Here is a 22,914-nt window from a genome sequence, read left to right on the forward strand (position 1 = left end):
CGCGAGGAGCAGGAGTGGCCGCTGTCCAGTGCCGTCGACAGCGTTCCCCCGAGGCTCCTGCCCGGCGGGTGCGCGGTAGGTTGCCCGTCATGACTGAACTCGGGCCCGTAGCCTGGCCGCCTGCCCCGATCAGAACCGAACGGCTCGTGCTCCGTGAGTCCGAGGCCCGGGACCGTACGGCGTTCATCGAGCTGTTCGCCTCGTCGGAGGTGCATACCTACCTCGGTGGCCCTCGACCGCGTGATGAGCTCGAGCGCGAGGTGCCCGAGACACCCGGACGGCGGCCTGGCCTATTCGTGATCGATGTCGACGGAGCGATGATCGGCATGGTCAAGCTCGATCGGCACGACGCGGAGAGTCCGGGGCACGTCCGTCCGGATGTCGGGGAGGCCGAGCTCGGCTACCTGTTCCTGCCGGAGGCGTGGGGACGCGGATACGGCGCCGAGGCGTGCGCAGCGGCACTCGACTGGTTCGCCGACGCGCTTCCCGGCAAGCCGGTGGTGCTGCGCACCCAAACCGCCAACGAGCGCTCGATGCGCCTCGCGGCAAAGCTGGGGTTCACCGAGGTGGAGCGGTACGAGGACTACGGCGCCGAGCAGTGGTTCGGCGTGTGGTCCTCGGTCACGCGGTCCGGTTGAGCTACTGAACCTGAACGGGTGACGACGTGGTGCTAGACACGGCCGGGGTCGTGCCCACGGACCGCCTTGGCTCAGCCCAGCGTGTCCATCAGGGCGGTGACATAGGCATCCAGCCGCTCCTCCACGGCTCGCGTCGTCAGCTCTGTCCTCCCTGCCTCCCGCCAAGGCCGCGCCACCGACTGCACTTCTTCTGAGGCGGCCAGCCCGTCCCGCACCCGCCAGTACAGCCGCTCGCTCGCGGCCGCGGCCAGCACCCCGCCGGCCTCCTCATACGCCTCGGCGAACCGCAGACCCCACTCCGGGCCATGCAGGAGCGCGAGATTGACGGAGCAGTGCGCCACATCGAGATCCGCCGGGCCCCAGGAGGTCGCTGCCCAGTCGACGACGCCGGTGATCCGGGCGTCTGCCGGCCTTGGGGTCGGCACGTCGAACAGCACGTTGCCGGGTTGGAAGTCCCGGTGCAGGAATCGCCCTTCATAGGGTGGCGCGGGCTTGCGGATCACGTCGATCGCCGCGGCCCATGCCGCCGCGTCGGCGCCCTTCGGAGTCACGACGGTGTCTGCGGTCGTCAACGCCACATACTTGCGGGGCCGCACGGCGGGTCGCGACGCGTGGATCGCCACGAGTTGACGGGCCAGCAGAGGGACACGCGTCTCCAATCCCTCATCGTCGAGGACCGTCCGGCCCGCCAGACGTGTCATCAGGAGCGATGGATACTCGCAATGCGCCGCGGTCGGATCAACCGCGACCAGTACAGGAGCCGGCACGCCGGTCCCCGTGAGCTGGGTCAGGGCGCCGGCCTCCCTGGTCAGCAAGTCCTCGGCGTGCTCCACGTAGAACGGGTCGACGAAGGTCCGCAGCACCAGGTCACGGGTGCCTCCGTCCGGCGTGCCGATGGTCAGCCTCCGCATTTCGGCAGTGATGCCGCCGTGCAGCGCCTCGGTTCTGACGATTCGTTCGCCGACCTCCAGGTGCCGGCTCACCCAGGCCAGTGTCAACGGTCGGACAGCCGCCGCCTCATCGTGGTTGGTCACCGTGCCACCTCATCATCCGGACGGCGGCACGCGCGAGAGTCGACTCACTGGAAGTCCGGCATGACTTCCTTGATGAACAGCTCCAAAGACTTGCGCTTCTCCTCGTGCGACATGCTGTTGTCGATCCAGAAGCTGTACTCGTCGACGCCGAGTTCCTCGTAGGAGCGCAGTCGCTCGATGACCTCGGCCGGGGTGCCGATCATCGCGGTCCTGTGCAGTGCCTCCGGCCGGAACTCCGGCCGGTCTTCGAACTTCGACTCCGGGCTGGGCGGCAGGAACCCGTTCCGGGGGGTGGTCTTGTTGCCGAACCAGGCGTCGAAGGTTCGGTAGAAGCGGTTGATCGCCTCCGCGGCCGGACGCCAGCCGTCGGGCTCGTCGGGGGAGTGGACATGCGTGTGCCGCAGCACCATCAGGTCGGGACGCGGCACCTCCGGGTGGTTCGCCACGGCGGTGTCGAACTTCCGCTTGAGGTCGGCGACTTCCTCGTCGCCCTTCATCAGTGGGGTGACCATGACGTTGCAGCCCTGCGCCACCGCGAAGTCGTGGGAGGCGGGGTCGCGAGCGGCGATCCACATGGGCGGGGTGGGCTGCTGCACCGGCTTGGGCACACTGGTCGATGTCGGGAACTGCCAGACCTCGCCGTCGTGAGCGTAGTCGCCCTGCCACAGCGCCCGGACGGCCGGCACGAGCTCACGCAGGTGCTTTCCGCCCTCGGCGGCCGGCAGTCCGCCTGCCAGTCGGTCGAACTCGAACTGGTAGGCACCCCGGGCGAGTCCGACCTCCATCCGGCCGTTGCTGATGACGTCGAGCAGCGCGCATTCACCGGCGACTCTGAGGGGGTGCCAGAACGGGGCGATGACGGTCCCGGCACCCAGGCGGATGGTCGAGGTCTTCGCGGCCAGGTGGGCGAGCAGCGGCATCGGGCTGGGGGAGATCGTGTACTCCATCGCGTGGTGCTCCCCGATCCACACGGTGCCGAACCCGCCGGCCTCGGCCATCAGGGCCAGCTCGGAGAGGTTCTCGAAGAGCTGCCGGTGGCTGACCTCCTCGTCCCAGCGCTCCATGTGCACGAACAACGAAAACCTCATGACTGCTCCTCCGCTTCTGTTGTGGCGGCGTCCATCTCGGCGAGGGTGACGTCACCGGTGGCCCAGTGCGTCCGGGGGACCTCGTGGACGACGACGCGGATGTACTCGGGCCGCGTGTTCACGGTGCGCAGGACCGCGGCGTGCACCTCGTGCACCAAGTCCCGGATCTGCGCCGGGGTGCGGCCCTCGGCGAGGGTGATGGAGACCTGTGGCATGTCAGCTCCGCATGGTGAACGGGTCGGCCACGGGCTCCTCGCTCGTGTTGATCCAGACGCTCTTGAGGCGCGTGTACTCCAGAATCGTCTCGGTGCCGTGCTCGACGCCCACGCCGCTGGTCTTGAAGCCCTGGCGCGGTGACATCGGGGACATGGCCCGGTAGGTGTTGACCCACACGGTCCCGGCATCCAGGCGCGCCGCCATCCGGTGCGCCCGTGCGAGGTTCGTCGTCCACACGCCGGCCGCGAGTCCGTACTCGGTGTCGTTCGCCAGCCGTACGACCTCCTCCTCGGTGTCGAACGGCATGATCGCCAGGACGGGTCCGAAGATCTCCTCGCGCACGACGCGCATGCTGTTGTCGACGTCCACGAGGACGGTCGGCTCGTAGAACCAGCCGCCGAGGCCGCCGTCGGTGGGCCGTCCGCCGGTCAGTACGCGGGCGCCTTCGCCGCGTCCGAGGTCGACGTAGCCGGCCACCTTGTCCCGCTGGCCTTCGAAGGCCAGCGGACCGAGCTCGGTCTTCTCGTCCATCGGGTCGCCGATGCGGATGGTCCGGGCGCGTTCCGAGACGCGCTCGAGGAGCTCGTCGTAGACGGACCGGTGCGCGAACACCCGGCTGCCGGCGATGCAGGTCTGTCCGGCGGCGGCGAAGATGCCGGCGACGACGCCCATCGCGGCGTTCGCGATGTTCGCGTCCTCGAACACGATGTTGGGCGACTTGCCGCCGAGTTCGAGCGTGGAGCCGATGAAACGGCTCGCCGTCGCGGCGGCGATGCGCGCCCCGGTGGCGGTGCTGCCGGTGAAGGAGACCTTCGCGAGGTCGCGGTGGTCGACCAGGGCCTGCCCGGCCTCGGCGCCGAACCCGGTGACAGCGTTCACCGCACCCGGCGGGAAGCCTGCGTCGAGAGCCAGCTCGGCGAGCCTGAGTACCGTGGCCGAGGTGTACTCCGAGGGCTTGATCACGACGGTGTTTCCGGCACAGAGCGCGGGCGCCAGTTTGCTGCTGGTCAGCGTCAGCGGAGAGTTCCAGGGAGTGATCGCTCCGACCACACCGAGGGGTTCCCGGGCCGTGTAGTTGAGGACCTGCCGGTCGGAGGTGGGGATGAAGTCGCCGTGGATCTTGTCGGCCAGTCCGGCGTAGTAGTAGTAATACTCGGGCAAGGTCGCCAGCTGCCCGCGCATCTCGCGCAGCAGTTTGCCGTTGTCCTTCGTCTCCATGCGGGCGAGGTCCTCGGCGTTCTCGGCGATCAGGTCACCCAGGCGCCGCAGCAGGTGTCCGCGCCGCGTCTGGCTGAGGTCGCGCCAGCGTGGGTCCTCGAACGTCTTCCTCGCGGCGGCCACGGCTTTCTCGATGTCGGCGGCGTTCCCGCGCGCGGCCCGATAGAGGACCTCGCGCGTGGCCGGGTTGGTGCTCTCGAAGTACTCGCCCGATGCGGGCTCGACCCACGTCCCGCCGATGAAGTGCTGCAACGTGGTGAGGTCAGACATGTGCGCACTCTCCGATGAAGGTGATGAGGGAGTCGACGAACGCCTCGGGGCGCTCGACGGGCAGCATGTGACGTGCCTGGGGGATGACCTCCGCACGGCAGTCGGGAAGCGCCGCGGCGAGCCGGTGGGTCATCTCGGGGGTGGACCCGGGATCGTTCTCGCCGGTCACCGCCAGCGCGCGTACGGCGATGGCGGACAGGTCCGGCGCGATGTCGGCGTCCGCTGTGGCGAACACCCGATAGCAGTTGAGGAAGGACCCGACGTCGTTGGAGAGCAGCGTGGCCTCGGTGCGGGCCACCCGGTCGGGGCCGACGCCGGTGCCGGCGTACCACCGCTTCAGGGACGCGGCCGCACTCGCCGTGAAGTCGGCCTCCGCGGTGCGCAGCCGGTCGAGTACGGACGCCCGCTCCTCGGCCGTACGCTCGCACACCGAACTGACCGAGATCAGCGTGGCCACCAGCTCCGGACGGTGCAGCGCCACATGCTGGGCGACGAGCGCCCCGAGCGAGAACCCGACCAGGTGCGCGCCCGCCGGAATCTCACCGACCACCCCGGCGGCCAGATCCGCGAGTGTCACCCCGTCGCTCACCGGCGGGCGGGTGCCGTGGCCGGGCAGGTCGGGGGTGATCACGGTGAAGCGGTCGGCCAGGAGCGCGGCGGCGGGCTCCCACATGGTGTGGTCGAGCCCGACGCCGTGCAGCAGCACCACGGTCGGCTTGCTCATGAATGCCCTACTGCTCGGTCGAGAGCGGCGCCAGACGCTGCTGGGGGCGTCCCTGGGCTGCCGCGGCGAGTGCGATGACGATCTCGTCCGGGTGGGGGGCGTCGACGATCCGGACCTCGATGCTCTGGTGGTGCGAACGGATCGTGGCGTCGGTGATGTGCTTCAGCGGGATGTCGAAGACGATGCCGGCGGGGCCGCGCTTCTCGACCGCGGGCAGCAGGGTGGTGGCGCCCGCGGCTTTACGGAAGTGGTCGCCGAACTGCAGCGTGTGGATCAGTGCCGAGCCATGCTCGATCTCACCGTCCAGACCGACGATGGCCGCCTTGCCGTACGCCTCGGCGGGAGCATCGAGGGCGTCGAGCACCTCCGGGGCCAGCAACGCTCCGAGGTCGGAGGCGTTCGCTTCGATGCCTGGAGCGAGGTCCTCGACGAAACCCTGACCGGCCCACGGGTTCTCGATCACCGCTGCGACCACGGCGACGCGGGCGGGGCGATCGACCGCGCGGCCGCCTTCGGTGCGGATCTCCTCGACGACGGTCACGATCTTGCGGACGTTCATGTGGGAACTACCTCCAGGCTTTCGGCGGTGACGACGGGGTCGGTCATGCGGTCCCCGATGCGGGGGTGCGGGCGCGGCCCCGTCGACGCGGCCGCGATGACGACGATCTCGTCCGCACGCGGGGCGTCGGAAACGCGGGCGCTGATGGTCTGGTAGTGACTGCGCGTCGCGGCATGTGTCTTGTGCCAGAGCGGGACGATCAGCGTCTCGCCGGCCTCGGCACGGGTGTCGGCGAAGCAGATGATCGACTCGCCCTGGAGGAACTCTCTCACCAGATTGCCGAAGTACGGGGTGTGGATGAGGGCCCCGGCGTGCTCGATCTCGCCCGCCGCGCCGACGATGGCGGCCTTGCCGAACGATTCGATCTCGTCCACGTCGCCCAGGGAAGCGATGAGCCGATCGGTCAGCAACTTGGCGAGCACCGGGGCGATGCGGCCCTGCTCCATGGACAGATCAGCCGATGGGCCGGTGCCCACCCACGGGTTCCGTATGACCGCGGCGACGCTGGCCCGCCGCGCGGGCTGCGCGGGTGCCTCGCCCGCCTCGGTCAGGACGACGTCGCGGTAGAGCACGAGCTTGCGGAGACCGATGCTCTCGTCAGAATGATCCATGCACTCTTGCATGGCACAGGACGATAGGCATCGCCTCTTACGTCGGTCAAGGGGTCGAGAGGCAGGGCTCCCCCGTAGTCCGCCGACCTCCGCATCAGGGCCGGTAACAGGCAATTAACCTGCGGTTATTGGTGGCACTCAACGTTTGGGCGTGATTCCGCTCCTCGAACCCTTGACGCTCCATCTGTGACGTGCCTTACTGCTGCTTGTATGCCAGACCAGGTGGCCGTCGGGCCCCGGACCCAGGGAGTTTCATGTCCAGTCACCTTGGAACAGGCGCGGAAACGACGCCCGCGACGACGACGGGGAGCGGTGGGGAAAGAGCCACGGACGGCACGGGCGCCGGTCCTGACGGTGGCGGCAAACTCGGTTCCGTTTTCTGGGCCTCGCTCGGTATCTCCGCCGTCTTCGTAGCCTGGGCGGTGCTCTTCACGGACAACCTGAACAAGGTCACGAACGACTCGCTGAACTGGGTGACGGCCACGTTCGGTTGGACCTACCTGGTGGTCACGCTCGCCATCCTGGTCTTCCTGGCGTTCCTGGCCTTCAGCCCCGCCGGCGACATCCGACTGGGCAAGGACAGCGACCGCCCCGAGTTCTCGACGCTGACCTGGTTCGCCATGATCCTCAGCGCGGTCATGGGCATCGGACTGGTCTCGTACGGCGTCGCCGAGCCGATCTCCCACCTGGCGGCCCCACCGCACGGTCTAGCCGAGCCGAACACGCCGGCGGCAGCGGTGCGCGCCCTCCAGTACTCCTACTTCGACTGGGGCCTGCACGCCTGGGCGATCTTCGCCGTCTTCGGTCTCGCCATCGCGTACTCGACCTACCGCAAGGGCCGGCGCACCCTGGTGAGTCAGCTGTTCGTGCCGCTGCTCGGCGACCGCGTGAACGGGCCGATCGGCAAGGCGATCGACGTGCTCGCCGTGTTCGCGACGCTCTTCGGCACCACGACGTCCCTCGGCCTGGGAGCTCTCCAGGTCAACAACGGTCTCGGCAGGTTGTTCGGGATGCCGGTCAACTCGGTGAGCCAGGTGCTCATCATCGCCGCCGTCACATCGATCTTCACGCTCTCGGCGGTGACCGGTGTCAGCAAGGGCATCAAGCTCCTGAGCCAGGGCAGTTCGCTGCTGGCGGCCGCGCTGTTCGTCTTCATGCTGGTCGTCGGCCCGGCCGTGTTCATCGCGAACCTGTACATCGAGTCCCTGGGAATGTGGGCCACCGACTTCTTCCGGATGAGCCTGCAGGGCACGGCGTTCGGCGGGCTCCAGTGGATGCAGTGGTGGACCTACTTCATGATGGCCTGGTGGGTCTCCTGGGGCGCCTTCGTCGGCGTCTTCCTGGCCCGTATCTCGCGTGGCCGCACCATCCGCGGCTTCATCACGGGCGTCCTGGTCGTCCCCAGCGTGGTGTTCTTCACCTGGTTCACGGTCTTCGGCGGCACGGCGATCCACATCGACCTGTTCGAGAAGGGCGACATCGCCAAGCAGACCGCGGCCGACATCAACAGCGCGTTCTTCGCGACCCTCGACCACTTCCCATTCGCCACGGTCACGTCTGTGATCGCGATCATCCTGGTCGTGATGTTCTTCGTCTCCGGCGCGGACGCCAACACCTACGTGCTGTCCATGATGACCTCGGACGGATCGCACACCCCGCGTCGTTCGGTGCTCATCCTCTGGGGCGTCCTCACCGGTGTCACCGCCGTCGTCCTCATGCTCGCCGGCGGACTGAACGCTCTTCAGAACACCGTCATCGTGACGTCCTTGCCGTTCCTCGTGATCATCGCCGGTCTGGCGGTGTCGTTCTGGAAGGAGCTGCGCTCGGACAGGAGGGAGCTGCACTCGGACAGAAAGGAGAAGATCGATGTCGCACTCTGACGCCCGTCGTGGGCTCATCGAGAAGGTGTGGGCCGCGGCCTGGGGCCAGGGTGACGTCGATGCCCTCGACACGCTGCTGAGCCCGGCCTACCTCCGCCACGGCGGGGACCCGCACCCGCAGGACCTCGACGCCTTCAAGGCCGCGATCCTCTCGACCCGAGCGGCCTTCCCGGACCTGGTCACGACCATCGACGACATCGTGGTCGAAGGCGACAGGGCCGCGATCCGCTGGCACAGCAGCGGAACCAATGAGAACTCGTTCCTCGGTGTCCCTCCCACCAAGCGGCAGGTCGAGGTCAGCGGCGCCACGTTCGCCCGCTTCGAGGGGGACCGGATCGTCGAGGAGCACGTGACGTGGGATCCCCGGGCGCTGCTCTCGGCGCTGGGCGTCATACGGGTTGGACAGGACTGACGATCAAGATGACCAGGAGCATCTCCATGGCCCCGCTCGCCTCGAAGCCCGACCTCGACACGATGAAGCAGGTCAACCGGCAGTTCGTCACCGGTGTGACGGTCGTGACCGCGATGGACGGAGAGACCCCCAGAGGGCTGGCGGTCAACGCGTTCTCGAGCATTTCGCTCGACCCCGCCACCGTGATGGTGTGCGTCCAGCGCACCTCGTCCACCCATGACTGTCTGTTCCGGGCGGAGCACCTCGCGATCAACATCCTGTCCACGGACCAGCTCGACGTCGTCGGTACGTTCGCGGGCAAGGCCGATGACAAGTTCAAGGACGTGGAATGGGAGAGCGGCCCGTTCGGCAGCCCGCTGATCGCCCGGAGCAGCGCGCAGATGGAGGTCGAGATCCGCGAGCGGCTGCAGGCCAGCACCCACACCGTGTTCATCTGCCGGGTGGTGCACGCCGCGGTCGCCGAGCGCCCTCCGATGGTCTACAGCGCGGGTAGGTTCTTCGATGGTGGCGCGCTCGCGCCACTGGGATGACCGGCGGGCGGCTCGGGAGACGGAGGAGGGTTCGGTGAATCGCGCGAAGAGCGAACCGGAGTGGGGGTCCCCCCGGCCGAAGGCTGGGGGAGGGTCGATGCAGGGCAGGGTGATCGCCGAAATGCGCAGGCGCATCATCAAGGGAGACATCGAGCCGGGGTCCCCGCTCTCGGAGCTCGCCCTCGCGGACGAGTTCGGCGTCAGTCGTACGCCGGTACGCGAGGCCCTCAAGCAGCTGCAGACCGAGGGGCTGGTCGAAATTCGGCCCCGAGTCGGGACGTTCGTCACTACCCCGTCCCGCCGCGAGATCACGGAACTCTTCGAGATGAAGGAGCTCCTCGAGGGCGCGGCCGCCCGCCTTCTCGCCCGGCGGGGCCGCGTCACGGAGATCGACATGCTCGAGCGGAACCTGCGCGAGGCCGATGAAGCGGTGGCGCGGGACGACCGGGAACGGTACGCGGAGTTGGTCCAGGAGTTCCACGACTTGCTCATCTCCGGGGCCGACAACAGCAAGTTGGAGGCCCACTACCGGATGCTGATGAATCAGCTGGCCTACTCCCGGTTGGTCAACACGTCCTTGAGCCAGCCGGGGCGTGCCCTCCAGTCGGACCGTGAGCACCACCTCGTCCTGGAGCTGATCCTGGAGAAGGACGGCGACAGCGCCGAGCACGTGATGCGCGAACACGTCAGGGCCAGCCGGCGTGCGCTGCTGGCGGGGCTGCCCATCGGCGGTTCGAACGACAGGTTCGGCACGGCAGGTTCCTGATACCGGCCCATCCGGCATAACAGGTCCACCCGGCATACCCGAGCCCACCCGGCCCGTTCATCGCGCCCACCTTGTCGAGTCGGATGAGGTGGGCGCGATTCCGCGAGGGGCCTTCCTCGGGCTTACGGGGACCTTCCACCGCTGAAATCCTCCCGTAACCCCAGAGGTGTCTACTCGTATGCAACGACGATTCATCTCAGTAGACAACTCATCCCGGCCAGGGAGGCCCCATGACGACCGACCCAGCAGCGGACGCCCCCGATCTCGCCGAGCTGGTCCGCGCCGACGGCATCGAGTTCGTGCTGGCCGTCTTCGTCGACCTGACCGGCAAGCCGTGCGCCAAGCTCGTCCCGGCCCAGGCCGTCGAAGAGCTCCGCGACGAGGGCGTCGGGTTCGCCGGATACGCGGTTGGCGCGCTCGGCCAGCAGCCCAGCGACCCCGATGTCATCGCCCGGCCGGACGCCGCCTCGTACACCCCCGTCCCCTTCATCAAGCCCGGTCTCGCCCTCGTCCACTGCGACCCGTACGTGGAGGGCGAGCCCTGGCCCTACGCACCTCGCGTCATCCTGCGCAGGCTGGTGGAGCGGGCCGCGGCCCAGGGACTCTCCCTGGCCGTGGGAGCGGAGGTCGAGTACTTCCTGGTCAACCGGGACGAACACGGCGTGCTCAGCGTCGCCGACGCCAAGGACACCGCCTCGCAGCCTTGTTACGACGCGCGCGGCCTGACCCGGATGTACGACCACCTCACCGCCGTCTCCAGCGCCATGAACAGCCTCGGCTGGGGCAACTACGCCAACGACCACGAGGACGGCAACGGCCAGTTCGAGCAGAACTTCAAGCACGCCGACGCCCTCACCACCGCCGACCGCGTCATCACCATGCGCTACCTGGTGTCGATGCTGGCGGAGCAGCGGGGCATGACGGCCACGTTCATGCCGAAGCCGTTCACCGACCGCACCGGCACCGGCATGCACCTGCACATGTCGCTGTGGAGGGGCGACGAGCCGGCCTTCCCTGACGTCACCGACGGGCGCGGACTCGGTCTGTCCTCGCTCGCCTACTCCTTCGTCGCCGGGATCGTCGAGCACGCGCGGGCGCTCCAGGCGGTGATCGCGCCGACCGTCAACTCGTACAAGCGCACCGGCGCGGTGAACACCCGCTCGGGGGCCACCTGGTCGCCACGCGTGGCGAGTTACGGCGGCAACGATCGCACCCACTTCGTCCGCGTCCCCGACGGCAACCGCGTCGAGCTGCGCGGCGGAGACGGCGCCGCCAACCCCTACCTCGCCGCTGCCGCCGCGCTTGCCGCCGGCCTCGACGGAATCGAGCGCGGACTCGACCCCGGCGAGCCAGGCGCGGCCGGCAAGGGCCCGGAACTCCCGCCCACCCTGCTGCACGCCGTCGAGGCCCTCCAGGCGGACGACGTGATCAGCGGTGCGCTGGACGCGGCAGGCACCGGGGTCAGCCGGTACTTCGCCGACCTCAAGCGCGAGGAGTTCTTCGACTGGCACGCCACGGTGGGTCCCTGGGAGCTCGACCGGTATCTGACTGCCTTCTGACCGCCTTCTGAAGGGACTTGAGATGTGCGGAATCGTGGGGCTCCATCTGCGTGAGCCCTCCCTCGAACCACGGCTGGGCGAGCTGCTGACCGCGATGCTCGGCCAGGTCGTCGAACGCGGCCCCGACTCGGCCGGTGTCGCGGTCTACGGCGACCCGCGCCTGTCCCCGCCGGGACGCGCCGTCGTCTCGCTGCTGGGGGTCACGCCGGCCGAGGCGGAGGCCGCGCTGCCCGGTGCCGTGGCCGTCGCAGCCGAGGCCACCACGGTGGTGCACGCGGACACCGACCTGCTCCCCGCCATCGCGGCCGCGCTGCCCCACGCCACCGTCATCGGCTCCGGCACCGACATGGCCGTACTCAAGGGCACGGGAAACCCGGTGGAGTTGGCGGACGCCTTCGGACTCTCCACCGTCACCGGATGGCAGGGCGTCGGCCACACCCGCATGGCCACCGAGTCCGCCGTCACCCCCGAAGGCGCCCACCCCTTCTCCGTCGGCCCCGGACAGTGCCTCGTGCACAACGGCTCCTTCGCAAACCACGCCACCATCCGCCGTGAACTGCGCGCCCAGGGGGTCGAGTTCGACAGCGAGAACGACTCCGAGGTCGGTGCCCGTTTCATCGCGCACCAACTGGAGCAGGGCGCCGACCTGGAGAAGGCGCTGAAGCTGCTGTGCGAACGCTTCGACGGCTTCTACACGCTGTTGGTGTCCACGAGCGACTCTTTCGCGGTCGTCCGCGACGCCATCGCCTGCAAGCCGGCGCTCGTCGCGGAAACCGACGCGTGGGTCGCGATGGCCTCCGAGTACCGGGCCCTGGACGTCCTCCCGGGCATCGAGCACGCCCGCATCTTCGAACCCGAGCCGGAAGAGGTGTACGTATGGCGACGCTGATCGACCTGGCCGAGACCCCCGTGCGGGACCTCAACCAGGCACTGCACGCCCCCGACGCGACGTCCTGGCGGGTCCTCAACCCGCGCGGCGCGCACGCCGTGGCCTGCGGGATACGCGAGGACCACACCGTCGACATCGAGGGCCACGTCGGCTATTACTGCGCCGGCATGAACCAGCACGCCACGGTCACGGTGCACGGCAACGCGGGCACCGGAGTCGCCGAGAACATGATGTCGGGCACCGTCCGCGTGCGGGGCAACGCCTCCCAGTCCGCCGGCGCCACCGCCCACGGCGGCCTGCTCGTGATCGACGGGGACGCCTCCGCCCGCTGCGGCATCTCCATGAAAGGCGTGGACATCGTCGTCGGCGGCAGCGTCGGCCACATGAGCGCCTTCATGGGGCAGGCCGGACGCCTGGTCGTCTGCGGCGACGCGGGTGACGCCCTCGGCGACTCCCTCTACGAGGCCCGCCTCTACGTCCGCGGCACCGTCAAGTCCCTCGGCGCCGACTGCGTCGAGAAGGAGATGCGCGCGGAACACTTCGTCGAATTGGCCGAGTTGCTCAAGGCGGCCGAGCGTGACGAGGACCCTGCGGAGTTCCGCCGGTACGGGTCGGCACGCGCGCTGTATCACTTCAAGGTCGACAACTCGGCGGCGTATTAGCTCCGCCGGGAGACCGTATTTCGACTGCGGGTCCGCTGTGGCTGGTCGCGCCCGCGCGGCGGAGCCGCATATCAATACAGCCCCGCGCCCCTCAAAGGGCGCTACACCTCAGCCCTACTAGAGGAGTTGACCTTGGAACCCGCACCCTACGGCCTGCGCGAGTCGGCGACCTTCGACCGCGCCACCATCCACGCCATCCAGCGCGCCGCCGAGACCGGCATCTACGACATCCGCGGCTGGGGCGCCAAGCGGAAACTCCCGCACTTCGACGATCTGCTGCTGCTCGGCGCCTCCATGTCCCGCTATCCGCTGGAGGGGTACCGCGAACGCTGCGACACGGACGTCGTCCTCGGCACCCGGCACGCCAAGCACCCCCTGCGGCTCGCCACCCCCGTCACCATCGCCGGCATGAGCTTCGGCGCCCTGTCCGCCCAGGCCAAGGAGGCCCTCGGCCGCGGCGCCAGCGAGGCGGGCACCTCGACGACCACCGGCGACGGCGGCATGACCCCCGAGGAGCGCGGCCACTCCAAGCACCTCGTCTACCAGTACCTGCCGTCCCGCTACGGCATGAACCCCGACGACCTGCGCAAGGCCGACGCCATCGAGGTCGTCCTCGGTCAGGGTGCCAAGCCCGGCGGCGGAGGCATGCTGCTCGGTCAGAAGATCACCGAACGGGTCGCCGGGATGCGCACCCTGCCCGTCGGTATCGACCAGCGCAGCGCCTGCCGCCACCCCGACTGGACCGGCCCCGACGACCTCGCCATCAAGATCCTCGAACTGCGCGAGATCACCGACTGGGAGAAGCCGATCTATGTCAAGGTCGGCGCGACACGCACGTACTACGACGTCAAGCTCGCCGTCCACGCCGGCGCCGACGTCGTGGTCGTCGACGGCATGCAGGGCGGTACGGCCGCCACCCAGGACGTCTTCATCGAGCACGTCGGCATCCCCACCCTGGCCGCCCTGCCCCAGGCCGTCCAGGCGCTGCGGGAGCTGGGAGTCCACCGCGAGGTCCAGCTGGTCGTCTCCGGCGGCATCCGCGGCGGCGCCGACATGGCGAAGGCGCTCGCCCTGGGCGCGGACGCGGTCGCCATCGGCACGGCCGCGCTGATCGCGCTCGGCGACAACCACCCGAAGTACGACGCCGAGTACCGCCGGCTCGGCTCCGCCGCGGGCTACTTCGACGACTACCAGGACGGCCGTGACCCGGCCGGCATCTCCACCCAGGACGAAGAGCTGTCCGCCCGTCTCGACCCGGTGGAGGCCGGGCGCCGGCTGGCGAACTACCTGCGCGTGATGACCATGGAGGCCCAGACCCTCGCCCGCGCCTGCGGCAAGGCCCACCTCCTGCACCTGGAGCCCGAGGACCTGGTCGCCCTTACGATCGAGTCCGCTGCCATGGCCCGCGTCCCGCTCGCGGGCACGAACTGGATCCCCGGGGAGGGTCTGTGATCGCCGTCGTAGGTGCCGGGCTGATGGGCGCGGCCACCGCCTGGCAACTGGCCCGGCGGGGCCATGAGGTCACGCTCGTCGAGGCGTACGACATCGGCCACCGGCAGGGCAGTTCGCACGGCAGCTCGCGGATCTTCCGGCGGGCGTACGCCGACCCCTTCTACGTACGGCTGACCGGGCAGGCGCACGAGCAGTGGCGGGAGCTGGAGGACGACAGCGCGACGCCCTTGCTGCGCACGACCGGTGGCATCGACATGGGCGAGGACCGCGACCCGGAGGCGATCGCCGGCCTCCTTGCCGCGGCAGGCGTGCCCCACGAGCTCCTGGGCCCGGAAGCCGCCTCGGAGCGCTGGCCGTACATCCGCATCACGGGCCCGGTGCTCCACCATCCGGACGCGGGCGTGGTCGACGCCGACGAGACCGTCGCGGTCTGCGTACGGCGGGCGATCGAACACGGCGCGGAAGCGATCATCGGCGTGCGCGTCACCGGCATCGACGTCCAGGGCGACGAGAAGGTGCTGCTCCGCACCGACGACGGCCGCGAGATCGTCGCCGACACCGTCGTGATCGCGGCCGGTGCCTGGCTGCCCGAGCTCGAACTGCCCGTCGCCCTGCCGCCGTTGCGGGTGACCCAGCAGCAGGTTTTCCACTTCCGGCAGCGGGACCCGTCCGTGAAGTGGCCGATCCTGATCTGGGACGGGGCGCTGCACCTGTACGGCCTGCCGTCGGGAAGCGACGGCGGCCCGTTCCCCGCGGTCAAGGTCGCCGAGCACGACCGCGGCACCCCCACCACCGCCCGCACCCGCGACAGCGTCGTCGACTCGTCGTCGCGCACCCGGGTGAGCGGCTTCGTCCGCGACCGGCTCCCGGGCCTCGCCCCCGACCCGGTGGCCGAAGCGACCTGCCTCTACACCACCGCCCCCGACGAGAACTTCGTCCTCGACCGCCACGGCCCGCTGGTCATCGTCTCCCCGTGCTCCGGCCACGGCGCCAAGTTCGCCCCGCTCATCGGCGCGATGGCCGCCGACCTCGCCACCGGCCGCACCGAGCCCCATCCACGCTTCCGCCTGGACCGCGCGGGCTAGGATGCGCCGGTGACCGAGCACCCCGAACCCGCAGCGGACTCCCAGGACTCCGACGACCAGGCACTGGAGCGCATCATCGCGGTCCGGGCCCGCGAGTACCGGCAGGCGGCGGGGCTGTCGGTCGGCGAGATGGCGCAGCGGGTCGGCATTTCCAAGGCCATGCTGTCGAAGATCGAGAACGCCCAGACCGCGTGCAGCCTCACCACGCTCTCCCGCCTCGCGCGCGGTCTCGACGTCCCGGTCACCGCCCTGTTCCGCGGCATGGACGACGAACGCGAGGCCGTCTTCGTCCCGGCGGGGCACGGCGCCAGGATCGTCCGCCGCGGCACCCGCGTCGGCCACGAGTACGCCCAGCTCGGCTCACTGCGGGGCGCCCACAAACGGATGGACGCCCTGCTGGTCACGCTGACCGAGCAGAGCGAGGTCTTCCCGCTCTTCCAGCACGCCGGCACCGAGCTCCTCTACATGCTGGAAGGCGTCATGGTGTACGGCCACGGCAAGTCCAGCTACACCCTGCGCCCCGGGGACGCCCTGCAGTTCGACGGCGAGGCCCCGCACGGCCCGGAGCGGCTCGTCGAATTGCCGATCCGCTTCCTGACGGTGACGGCCTTCGGGGACAGCCCGCAGCACTGAAACCCGGCCTTGGTCGGCCACCGAAGTACCGCTTGGATGCTCGCGAGCACGGCACTCGTCTGTTTGATCGCATCGCAGTGGAGCCGGTGCGGCCGAGGGCGTCGAGCAGGTCGTTCGGGAACCGCTCGTCGTCGGGACCCGCGAGGTCGGTGGCGCGCGGAACGTCCCATCGGTAGCCGGAGCAGCTTCGAGGAGTCTCCGCGCCATGCGGGCCCGCCGTGTGCGCGGATCCCGGCGAATCAGCGATGGTGCCTTGACGTGCGCCGAAGGACGAGAATACCGTTCTCACATACAGAGATCGATGTTACCGATCGTGATCGGTGCAGCCCGACCGGAGGACCAGATCTCATGCCGCACTTCAAGAAGCCCGCCGAGGGCAGCTGGACCGAGCACCTCAAGATCGGGACGGAGCCGGTCTCCTACGAGGACTCGATCTCCCCGGAACAGTACGAGCGCGAGCGGGAGGCCATCTTCAAGCGGACGTGGCTGAACGTCGGCCGTGTCGAGCAACTCCCCAGGAAGGGCAGCTACTTCACCAAGGAGTTGGACGCGGCGCGCACCTCCGTCGTCGTGGTGCGCGGGACGGACGGCGAGGTCCGGGCCTTCCACAACGTGTGCCGGCACCGCGGAAACAAGCTGGTGTGGAACGACTTCCCGCGTGAGGAAACCAGCGGCGTCTGCCGCCAGTTCACGTGCAAGTACCACGCCTGGCGCTATGACCTCGACGGCAAGCTCGCCTTCGTGCAGCAGGAGGGCGAGTTCTTCGACCTGGACAAGTCCGCGTACGGACTCAAGCAGGTGCAGACCGAGGTCTGGGAAGGCTTCGTCTTCGTCAACCTCGACCCGGAGAACACCACGCCGCTGCGCGCGTACTTGGGGGAGTTCGCCAAAGGGATCGAGGGCTATCCGTTCCACAAGCTCACTCAAGTGCACAAGTACCGCGCGGAGATCGGCAGCAACTGGAAGCTGTTCATCGACGCGTTCGCCGAGTTCTACCACGCGCCGATCCTGCACTCCGGCCAGTACATGGCCGACGAAGCCCGCAAGATCCAGAAATACGGCTACGAGGCGCTGCACTACGACATCGACGGCCCGCACAGCATGGTGTCCTCCTGGGGAGGTATCGCCCCTCCGCACGACCGCAAGATGGTCAAGCCCATCGAAGCCGCCCTGCACAGCGGCCTGTTCGGGCCGTGGGACGCGCCGGACATCGGCCTGGCCCTGGAGGATCTGCCGCCCGCGATCAATCCGAGCCGGGACAAGCGATGGGGCATGGACTCGTTCGTCTTCTTCCCCAACTTCATGCTGCTGATCTGGCGGCCCAACTGGGTGCTCACCTACCACTACTGGCCGACCTCGTACAACACGCACATCTTCGAGGGGACGTGCTACTTCGTCCCGCCCGAGAACGCCTTCCAGCGCCTCCAGCAGGAGCTCGCCGCCGTCTCGTTCAAGGAGTACGGCCTGCAGGACGGCAACACCCTGGAGGCCACGCAGACCATGCTGGAATCCCGCGCGGTGCGGGACTTCCCGCTCAACGACCAGGAAGTGCTGCTGCGGCACCTGCACCGGACCGCCCGGGCGTACGTGGACGATCACCAGCGACGCAGCGCCGAAGCCGGTACTCCGGCCACATCCTGACCCGAGGAGAACCGAATCATGGCCAGTGTCTTTCCCGACGGTTTCGAGGCCCTGGAGCCCTTCGCCGACTGGGCGGTCCGGGGTGAGAAGGCCCGCTATGCGAAGCGCCTCGCCAGCACCATGGACGAGCTCGACGCCTTCTACAACGTGGCGTTCCCGCTGCTCGAGTCCAGCAAGGACTATCTGGAGCAGGTCTCCATGGAGGACATCTCCGAACAGGACAAGCGGCTGCTGTGGCTGTTCTGCGCGCTGGTGACCGTCGCCTTCCCCGTGGAGGCGTGGCGCCAGCCGAGGGTTCCCGACTCGGGTCCCTCGACCATCGACGCGATCCTCGAACCGGCCGTGTGACCACCGGCCCGAAGGAGCCGAGCGATGCCCCGACCGCGCACCCCGCAACCGCCCGTCCTGCTCCGCGCCGCGCGCCTGCTCGATGTCGACAAGGGCGTGTACGTCACTCCTGGCGAACTGCTCGTCGAGGGCGAGCGCATCACCAAGGTCTCGCCCGCCTCCCTGCCCGAGGGCACCGTGGTGGTCGACCTCGGTGAACTGACCCTGCTCCCCGGTCTGATGGACATGGAGGTCAACCTGCTGCTCGGAGGGCCGGACCATCGAAGTCCTCTGGTCGCGGTGCAGGACGATCCGGCCGTGCGCACCCTGCGTGCCGTGGCCAACGCGCGCCGCACCCTGCGCGCGGGCTTCACGACGGTGCGCAATCTCGGCCTGTTCATCCAGACAGGCGGACTGCTGCTCGACGTCGCTCTGCAGAAGGCGATCGACCACGGCTGGATCGACGGGCCGCGCGTCATCCCCGCCGGGCACGCGATCACGCCCACGGGAGGGCACCTGGACCCGACGATGTTCCAGGCGTTCGCCCCGCACGTGCTGCCCCTGACGGTGGAGGAGGGCATCGCGAACGGGGTCGACGAGGTGCGCAAGGCCGTCCGCTACCAGATCAAGCACGGAGCCCGCGTCATCAAGGTCTGTGCGTCGAACGGCGTCATGTCGCACACCGGCCCGGCCGGTGCCCAGCAGTACTCCGACGAGGAACTGCGCGCCATCGTCGACGAGGCCCATCGCGCCGGCCGCAAGGTCGCCGCGCACTGCATGGGGGAACAGGCCGTCCGGGCCGCGCTGGACGCGGGCATCGACTGCGTCGAACACGGTTTCCTCACCAGCGGGGCCACGCTCGACCTGATGGCCGAGCGCGGCACCTTCCTCGTGGCCACGACGTCCCTCGCCGACGACATGGACCTCTCGCAGGCCGACCCAGGACTCCAGGCCAAGGCCGCCGAGGTGTTCCCCCGCGCACGGGCCACCATCTCCGAGGCCGTACGTCGGGGCGTCCGTGTCGCCTGCGGCTCAGACGCCCCCGCGATCCCGCACGGCCGTAACGCCAAGGAACTGGTCGCCCTGGTGAACCGTGGCATGTCCCCGCTCGACGCGATCCGCGCCGCGACGACCGTCTCCGCCGACCTCGTCGACGTGGACGACCGTGGCCGTCTCGACGCGGGCCTGCTCGCCGACGTGATCGCCGTCCCCGGCGATCCGCTCTCGGACATCACGGTCACCACGGACGTCCGCTACGTCATGAAAGGCGGACAGGTCCACCGCGACGACACCGCTGCCGCCTGAGCCGAGCGGGGCCCCGCCTTACACGAGGACCGGGATGATCTGCGGCAGATCCGCCGTCGTACGGATGCCGGAGGGGGCCTCGCAGACCCACGGCACGGCGTTGACCGCCCGGTTGGCGGTGTAGGAGGGGTAGACGGAGGCCGCGTTCTCCGGAGCGACGGGAAGCGGATGGTGATGTCGAGCGGGGCATCGCCGTCGACGGTCAGCCGCCTCCGACCGTGACGCGCTGAGCTGCGACCGTTCCGGCTTCGAGGACACCGGCGGCGACGGCGGCATGGGACGTCGCAGGCCGCCGCGACGCGGCGGCGCAACCCTTGATCCATGACGGCCGGGTGGTGGAAGTCGGTTCGCGTGGCGACGATGTCGGTTCCCGACGCCAGGAGCGCGCATACGGCGTCCGGGTCCAGTTCGCGCGGCGTGTACAGAACGCAGTCCGGTTCCGGATCGAGTACGTCGTCGAGGCCGGTGGTCGCGCGCAGGCCGAGCGGCGGCAGTCCGCACAGCTCGCCTGCGTCGCGCCCCGATTTTCTCCAGGCTGTTCACCGCCCAGGCCGGTGGGAGTGCTGGGCCGGTGGGAGTGCTGGTCAGGTGCCCCCGCTGATCCCGCCCAGACAGAACTCCCAGACTTCCTCGGCGGTCACGGCAGTCGCATGACTCTCGGCGGGAACGCCCGTTGTCTGGGCCGTGAACATCGCGGTCTGCATGACCAGCGACGCCACGCGGCGCGGCTTTGCGGCACGCGTGTCGCCCGACTCCAGGGCCGCTTCCACCAGTTCGGTGAAGACGTCGAGCAGCGGCACGTGGGCGGTGGCCACTTGCGCGGGGTGCGAGGCGAGCAGCTGCATGGCGAAGTCCGTGAACAAGGGGCTCTGCTCGCCGGGTCGGGGCTGTGATTGCTTGTAGAGCAGTTCCACCGCGATCCGCAGGCGCTCCAGCGGCTTCTTGGCTGCCGATGTCGCTTCGCGGATCTCGGCCGCGGACTTGGCCAGCGCATCCTCGAACAGGGCGAGCAGCAGCTCATGCTTGCCGTCGAAGTGCTGGTAGAAGCTGCGCAACGACTGCTTGGACCGCTCGACCACCTCCTGCACGGTGAAGTCGGTGGTGCCCTTCTCGGCGATGAGTTCCTGGGCCGCGTCCAGGAAGCGCTGGATCCGCTGCTCGGCCCGGAGTTTGGCGGCGCGGGTGGACCGCTCGACGGCGCGCTGGCGCCAGGCCGGCGGAGCGGGCTCTGCGGGGACGGCGTTCATTTGCAGAACGATACTCCACGCCCGTGAAAAGCAAGGCGCTTCCCCCTACCGAATCAGGTACCCCAGCTAGCGAGACCCTTACTTGCATCCTATGAGAATGATATTCTCGCCGATGTGGCTGCGCCGCCGGGCCACGCCACCACCGCCCGACGTGAGGACGCGCGATGGAATTCGTGCTCGACGAGGACCAATTGATGCTGCGGCGCACGGTCCGTGAGGCCCTCGCAAAGTCCCGCGTCCGCAGCGAGGCCGAGCAGTGGGCGCTGTACCAGGAGCTGGGCTGGCTCGAGGCGCCGCCCGTAGAGCTCGCCCTGATCCTGGAGGAGCTGGGATACGTGGCCGATGGCACGCCCTTCCTCGCCTCCGCGACATGGTTCGCCCCGGTGGCCGGGCGGCTTCCGGAGGGTGCGGGCACGGCGGTCTTCGACGGTGCGGGCCGCTATGTCCTTGACGCCGACCGCGCCGGCGAGATCGCGGTGCGGACCCGGGACGGCGTACGGATCGTGCCCGCCGGCGAGCTGCCGGTGGAGCGGGTCGACGTCTTCGACCCCAGCCTTCACATCGCTCACGTGGACGTACGGGACGCAGCCCACGGGGTCCCCGCCCTCGCCCTCATGGGACTGGCCGCCACCGCGGTCGGCAGCTGCCGGCGCATCCTCGACCTCGCCGTCGACCACGTGAAGGAGCGGCAGCAGTTCGGCCGTCCCCTGGGAGCGTTCCAGGCCGTCAAGCACAAGGCGGCCGACATGTACGTAGCCATCGAACGCGCCCGCGCCCTCACCCACTTCAGCGCGCTCACCCTCGCCGAGGACGACCAGCGCGCGACCGGCGCCGCCCACATGGCGAAGGCCGCGGCAGGGGAGTGCCAGCGCCTGGTCTTCCGGAATGGGCTGCAGCTGTTCGGCGCCATGGGCTTCACCTGGGAGCACGAGCTCCAGATCCACCTGAAGCGGGCCAAGGCCTGCGACCTGCTGCTGGGCACCGCCGCCACGCACAGAAGGGCACTGCTGACCCGATGAGGCTCGCCGACGACCCGGACATCGGCCGGTTCCGCGCCGAATTCGCCGCCTTCCTGGACGCCCATCTGCCGACCGCGGCCGAGGCGGTAGAGCGGCCCCGCTCCAGTGCGCATGTCCCCGCCTGGGCCCGGCGCTGGCAGCGCACCCTCTTCGACGCCGGATGGCTGCTGCCCGGACAGCCGCCGGAGTTCGGCGGCCGCAACGCCACCCTGCCCCAGCAGCTCGCCCACTTGGAGGAGCTCGCGCGGCGCCGCATCTACCACAGCTTCAACCCCCAGGGCCTCGGCATCGTCGCCGCCTCCCTCATCACCTTCGGCACGGACGAGCAGAAGCACCGCTGGGCGGTGCCGGTGCTGCGGGCCGAGATCACCGCAGCGCTCGGCATGAGCGAGCCGGGCGCCGGCTCCGACCTCGCCTCCCTGCGGACCCGGGCGGTCGCTGACGGCGACCACTTCGTGGTCAACGGCCAGAAGGTGTGGACCTCCGGCGCCCACGACGCCGACATCCTGCTCACCTTCGTCCGTACGGACCCGGACGCGCCCAAGCACAAGGGCATCAGCTGTCTGGTCATCCCCACCGACACCGACGGCGTGGTCCGGCGCCCCTTCGGCTCCCTCGCCGCGCCCGACGACCTCGACTTCAACGAGGTCTTCTTCACCGACGTGCGCGTCCCGCGCGAGAACCTCGTCGGCCCGCTGCACGGCGGCTGGCGCGTCGCCAACGGCTCGCTCGGGCACGAGCGCACCCTGCTCTGGCTCAGCTTCGCCGAACGCCTCGACGACCTGATCCGCGACGCCCCCTGCGACGAGGACTGGTACGCCACCCTCCTCATGGACGCCCAGGCCCTGCGCCTGCTCGGCTACCGCCAGCTCGGCCCGGACCCCGACCCCGCCGAGATCTCCGTCCTCAAGCTCCTCGGCTCCGAAGCCGTCCAGGACGCCTCGCTGCACGCCCTGGAGGCGCACGGCGCGGACGGGCTGCGCCACCCCGAGCTGACCGGCCCGTACCACCACATGAACGCCGAGGACTTCATCGCCAGCTGGTTCGAGCGCTACGCCCGCAGCTTCGCCGGGACCATCGCCGGCGGCACCAGCGAGATCCAGCGCAACATCATCGCCGAGCGCATCCTCGGCCTGCCGCGCTGAGGCC

General features: G+C 69.4%; 25 protein-coding genes. 16 read left to right on the forward strand and 9 right to left on the reverse strand.

Features of this window, described 5'->3' with window-relative positions; all coding sequences use genetic code 11:
- The first annotated feature begins 89 nt into the window (after window positions 1–89).
- On the forward strand, window positions 90–638 hold the full coding sequence (locus Q4V64_RS50990; protein ID WP_124445086.1) for a GNAT family N-acetyltransferase: 549 nt from the start codon (window positions 90–92) through the stop codon (window positions 636–638).
- Between the two features lie 71 nt (window positions 639–709).
- On the opposite strand, the gene Q4V64_RS50995 is transcribed toward Q4V64_RS50990, so the two are convergent.
- From Q4V64_RS50995 to Q4V64_RS51025, 7 genes are read right to left on the reverse strand one after another with little or no spacing between them, the layout of a single operon-like run.
- Window positions 710–1,672, reverse strand: coding sequence for an aminoglycoside phosphotransferase family protein (locus Q4V64_RS50995; protein ID WP_124445087.1), 963 nt, complete (start codon window positions 1,670–1,672; stop codon window positions 710–712).
- Between the two features lie 44 nt (window positions 1,673–1,716).
- Complete coding sequence (locus tag Q4V64_RS51000; RefSeq protein ID WP_124445088.1) at window positions 1,717–2,760, reverse strand: LLM class flavin-dependent oxidoreductase; 1,044 nt, start codon at window positions 2,758–2,760, stop codon at window positions 1,717–1,719.
- On the reverse strand, window positions 2,757–2,975 hold the full coding sequence (locus Q4V64_RS51005) for a tautomerase family protein (protein ID WP_124445089.1): 219 nt from the start codon (window positions 2,973–2,975) through the stop codon (window positions 2,757–2,759). The genes Q4V64_RS51000 and Q4V64_RS51005 overlap by 4 nt, the downstream gene beginning before the upstream one ends.
- A gap of 1 nt (window position 2,976) precedes the next feature.
- Entirely contained in the window at window positions 2,977–4,464 is a 1,488-nt protein-coding gene (locus Q4V64_RS51010; RefSeq protein WP_124445090.1) for an aldehyde dehydrogenase, read from the reverse strand.
- Entirely contained in the window at window positions 4,457–5,188 is a 732-nt protein-coding gene (locus Q4V64_RS51015; protein WP_124445091.1) for an alpha/beta hydrolase, read from the reverse strand. The genes Q4V64_RS51010 and Q4V64_RS51015 overlap by 8 nt, the downstream gene beginning before the upstream one ends.
- Before the next feature lie 7 nt (window positions 5,189–5,195).
- Window positions 5,196–5,747: an amino acid synthesis family protein gene (locus tag Q4V64_RS51020; protein ID WP_124445092.1), complete on the reverse strand. Its 552-nt coding sequence runs from the start codon at window positions 5,745–5,747 to the stop codon at window positions 5,196–5,198.
- A complete protein-coding gene (locus tag Q4V64_RS51025; protein WP_253267462.1) occupies window positions 5,744–6,358 on the reverse strand; it encodes an amino acid synthesis family protein in 615 nt (204 codons plus the stop codon). Before Q4V64_RS51025 ends, Q4V64_RS51020 begins: the two co-directional genes overlap by 4 nt.
- A 254-nt stretch (window positions 6,359–6,612) precedes the next feature.
- Here Q4V64_RS51025 and Q4V64_RS51030 point away from each other — a divergent pair, with 254 nt between their 5' ends.
- The 13 genes from Q4V64_RS51030 (at window position 6,613) to Q4V64_RS51090 (ending at window position 19,499) form a co-directional block, all read left to right on the forward strand.
- On the forward strand, window positions 6,613–8,238 hold the full coding sequence (locus tag Q4V64_RS51030; RefSeq protein WP_124445094.1) for a BCCT family transporter: 1,626 nt from the start codon (window positions 6,613–6,615) through the stop codon (window positions 8,236–8,238).
- The gene (locus Q4V64_RS51035; RefSeq protein ID WP_124445095.1) at window positions 8,225–8,650 is read left to right on the forward strand and encodes an ester cyclase; all 426 of its coding nucleotides are present in this window, start codon (window positions 8,225–8,227) and stop codon (window positions 8,648–8,650) included. The genes Q4V64_RS51030 and Q4V64_RS51035 overlap by 14 nt, the downstream gene beginning before the upstream one ends.
- A gap of 8 nt (window positions 8,651–8,658) precedes the next feature.
- Complete coding sequence (locus Q4V64_RS51040; RefSeq protein ID WP_216377716.1) at window positions 8,659–9,180, forward strand: flavin reductase family protein; 522 nt, start codon at window positions 8,659–8,661, stop codon at window positions 9,178–9,180.
- Between the two features lie 97 nt (window positions 9,181–9,277).
- Window positions 9,278–9,946 (forward strand): GntR family transcriptional regulator, encoded by a 669-nt coding sequence (locus Q4V64_RS51045; RefSeq protein ID WP_124445096.1) that lies wholly within the window; start codon window positions 9,278–9,280, stop codon window positions 9,944–9,946.
- 230 nt (window positions 9,947–10,176) lie between these two features.
- On the forward strand, window positions 10,177–11,505 hold the full coding sequence (glnT, locus tag Q4V64_RS51050; protein ID WP_124445097.1) for a type III glutamate--ammonia ligase: 1,329 nt from the start codon (window positions 10,177–10,179) through the stop codon (window positions 11,503–11,505).
- A gap of 22 nt (window positions 11,506–11,527) precedes the next feature.
- The gene (locus tag Q4V64_RS51055; RefSeq protein ID WP_124445098.1) at window positions 11,528–12,394 is read left to right on the forward strand and encodes a glutamine amidotransferase family protein; all 867 of its coding nucleotides are present in this window, start codon (window positions 11,528–11,530) and stop codon (window positions 12,392–12,394) included.
- Window positions 12,382–13,056 carry a glutamate synthase gene (locus Q4V64_RS51060; RefSeq protein ID WP_124445099.1) on the forward strand — a complete coding sequence of 225 codons (675 nt, stop codon included), beginning with the start codon at window positions 12,382–12,384 and terminating at the stop codon, window positions 13,054–13,056. Before Q4V64_RS51055 ends, Q4V64_RS51060 begins: the two co-directional genes overlap by 13 nt.
- Before the next feature lie 132 nt (window positions 13,057–13,188).
- Complete coding sequence (locus tag Q4V64_RS51065; protein WP_172629567.1) at window positions 13,189–14,508, forward strand: FMN-binding glutamate synthase family protein; 1,320 nt, start codon at window positions 13,189–13,191, stop codon at window positions 14,506–14,508.
- Complete coding sequence (locus tag Q4V64_RS51070) at window positions 14,505–15,593, forward strand: FAD-dependent oxidoreductase (protein WP_124445101.1); 1,089 nt, start codon at window positions 14,505–14,507, stop codon at window positions 15,591–15,593. Before Q4V64_RS51065 ends, Q4V64_RS51070 begins: the two co-directional genes overlap by 4 nt.
- A 9-nt stretch (window positions 15,594–15,602) precedes the next feature.
- Window positions 15,603–16,226, forward strand: coding sequence for an XRE family transcriptional regulator (locus Q4V64_RS51075; RefSeq protein ID WP_124445102.1), 624 nt, complete (start codon window positions 15,603–15,605; stop codon window positions 16,224–16,226).
- A gap of 348 nt (window positions 16,227–16,574) precedes the next feature.
- Entirely contained in the window at window positions 16,575–17,867 is a 1,293-nt protein-coding gene (locus tag Q4V64_RS51080) for an aromatic ring-hydroxylating dioxygenase subunit alpha (RefSeq protein ID WP_124445103.1), read from the forward strand.
- Window positions 17,868–17,885: 18 nt separating this feature from the next.
- Window positions 17,886–18,215 carry a hypothetical protein gene (locus Q4V64_RS51085; RefSeq protein WP_124445104.1) on the forward strand — a complete coding sequence of 110 codons (330 nt, stop codon included), beginning with the start codon at window positions 17,886–17,888 and terminating at the stop codon, window positions 18,213–18,215.
- Between the two features lie 24 nt (window positions 18,216–18,239).
- Complete coding sequence (locus tag Q4V64_RS51090; RefSeq protein ID WP_124445105.1) at window positions 18,240–19,499, forward strand: amidohydrolase family protein; 1,260 nt, start codon at window positions 18,240–18,242, stop codon at window positions 19,497–19,499.
- An 18-nt stretch (window positions 19,500–19,517) separates the two neighbouring features.
- Here the strand turns inward: Q4V64_RS51090 and Q4V64_RS51095 are convergent, their stop codons facing one another.
- Complete coding sequence (locus Q4V64_RS51095) at window positions 19,518–19,757, reverse strand: hypothetical protein (RefSeq protein WP_148100405.1); 240 nt, start codon at window positions 19,755–19,757, stop codon at window positions 19,518–19,520.
- A 326-nt stretch (window positions 19,758–20,083) separates the two neighbouring features.
- Window positions 20,084–20,746 (reverse strand): TetR/AcrR family transcriptional regulator, encoded by a 663-nt coding sequence (locus Q4V64_RS51100; RefSeq protein WP_124445106.1) that lies wholly within the window; start codon window positions 20,744–20,746, stop codon window positions 20,084–20,086.
- A gap of 164 nt (window positions 20,747–20,910) precedes the next feature.
- On the opposite strand from Q4V64_RS51100, the gene Q4V64_RS51105 reads away from it, so the two are divergent.
- Both Q4V64_RS51105 and Q4V64_RS51110 read left to right on the forward strand, forming a co-directional pair.
- Complete coding sequence (locus Q4V64_RS51105) at window positions 20,911–21,765, forward strand: acyl-CoA dehydrogenase family protein (RefSeq protein ID WP_124445107.1); 855 nt, start codon at window positions 20,911–20,913, stop codon at window positions 21,763–21,765.
- The gene (locus Q4V64_RS51110) at window positions 21,762–22,910 is read left to right on the forward strand and encodes an acyl-CoA dehydrogenase family protein (protein ID WP_124445108.1); all 1,149 of its coding nucleotides are present in this window, start codon (window positions 21,762–21,764) and stop codon (window positions 22,908–22,910) included. The genes Q4V64_RS51105 and Q4V64_RS51110 overlap by 4 nt, the downstream gene beginning before the upstream one ends.
- Window positions 22,911–22,914 lie beyond the last annotated feature (4 nt).

The sequence above is a fragment of the Streptomyces sp. NL15-2K genome (genome assembly GCF_030551255.1).
Taxonomy (GTDB): domain Bacteria; phylum Actinomycetota; class Actinomycetes; order Streptomycetales; family Streptomycetaceae; genus Streptomyces.

Coding starts and splice junctions, on each gene's coding strand:
- Q4V64_RS50990 (WP_124445086.1), top strand. CDS start 90: ATGACTGAACTCGGGCCCGTAGCCTGGCCGCCTGCCCCGATCAGAACC.
- Q4V64_RS51000 (WP_124445088.1), bottom strand. CDS start 2,760: ATGAGGTTTTCGTTGTTCGTGCACATGGAGCGCTGGGACGAGGAGGTC.
- Q4V64_RS51005 (WP_124445089.1), bottom strand. CDS start 2,975: ATGCCACAGGTCTCCATCACCCTCGCCGAGGGCCGCACCCCGGCGCAG.
- Q4V64_RS51010 (WP_124445090.1), bottom strand. CDS start 4,464: ATGTCTGACCTCACCACGTTGCAGCACTTCATCGGCGGGACGTGGGTC.
- Q4V64_RS51015 (WP_124445091.1), bottom strand. CDS start 5,188: ATGAGCAAGCCGACCGTGGTGCTGCTGCACGGCGTCGGGCTCGACCAC.
- Q4V64_RS51020 (WP_124445092.1), bottom strand. CDS start 5,747: ATGAACGTCCGCAAGATCGTGACCGTCGTCGAGGAGATCCGCACCGAA.
- Q4V64_RS51025 (WP_253267462.1), bottom strand. CDS start 6,358: ATGGATCATTCTGACGAGAGCATCGGTCTCCGCAAGCTCGTGCTCTAC.
- Q4V64_RS51030 (WP_124445094.1), top strand. CDS start 6,613: ATGTCCAGTCACCTTGGAACAGGCGCGGAAACGACGCCCGCGACGACG.
- Q4V64_RS51035 (WP_124445095.1), top strand. CDS start 8,225: ATGTCGCACTCTGACGCCCGTCGTGGGCTCATCGAGAAGGTGTGGGCC.
- Q4V64_RS51040 (WP_216377716.1), top strand. CDS start 8,659: ATGACCAGGAGCATCTCCATGGCCCCGCTCGCCTCGAAGCCCGACCTC.
- Q4V64_RS51045 (WP_124445096.1), top strand. CDS start 9,278: ATGCAGGGCAGGGTGATCGCCGAAATGCGCAGGCGCATCATCAAGGGA.
- glnT (WP_124445097.1), top strand. CDS start 10,177: ATGACGACCGACCCAGCAGCGGACGCCCCCGATCTCGCCGAGCTGGTC.
- Q4V64_RS51055 (WP_124445098.1), top strand. CDS start 11,528: ATGTGCGGAATCGTGGGGCTCCATCTGCGTGAGCCCTCCCTCGAACCA.
- Q4V64_RS51060 (WP_124445099.1), top strand. CDS start 12,382: ATGGCGACGCTGATCGACCTGGCCGAGACCCCCGTGCGGGACCTCAAC.
- Q4V64_RS51080 (WP_124445103.1), top strand. CDS start 16,575: ATGCCGCACTTCAAGAAGCCCGCCGAGGGCAGCTGGACCGAGCACCTC.
- Q4V64_RS51085 (WP_124445104.1), top strand. CDS start 17,886: ATGGCCAGTGTCTTTCCCGACGGTTTCGAGGCCCTGGAGCCCTTCGCC.
- Q4V64_RS51090 (WP_124445105.1), top strand. CDS start 18,240: ATGCCCCGACCGCGCACCCCGCAACCGCCCGTCCTGCTCCGCGCCGCG.
- Q4V64_RS51100 (WP_124445106.1), bottom strand. CDS start 20,746: ATGAACGCCGTCCCCGCAGAGCCCGCTCCGCCGGCCTGGCGCCAGCGC.
- Q4V64_RS51105 (WP_124445107.1), top strand. CDS start 20,911: ATGGAATTCGTGCTCGACGAGGACCAATTGATGCTGCGGCGCACGGTC.
- Q4V64_RS51110 (WP_124445108.1), top strand. CDS start 21,762: ATGAGGCTCGCCGACGACCCGGACATCGGCCGGTTCCGCGCCGAATTC.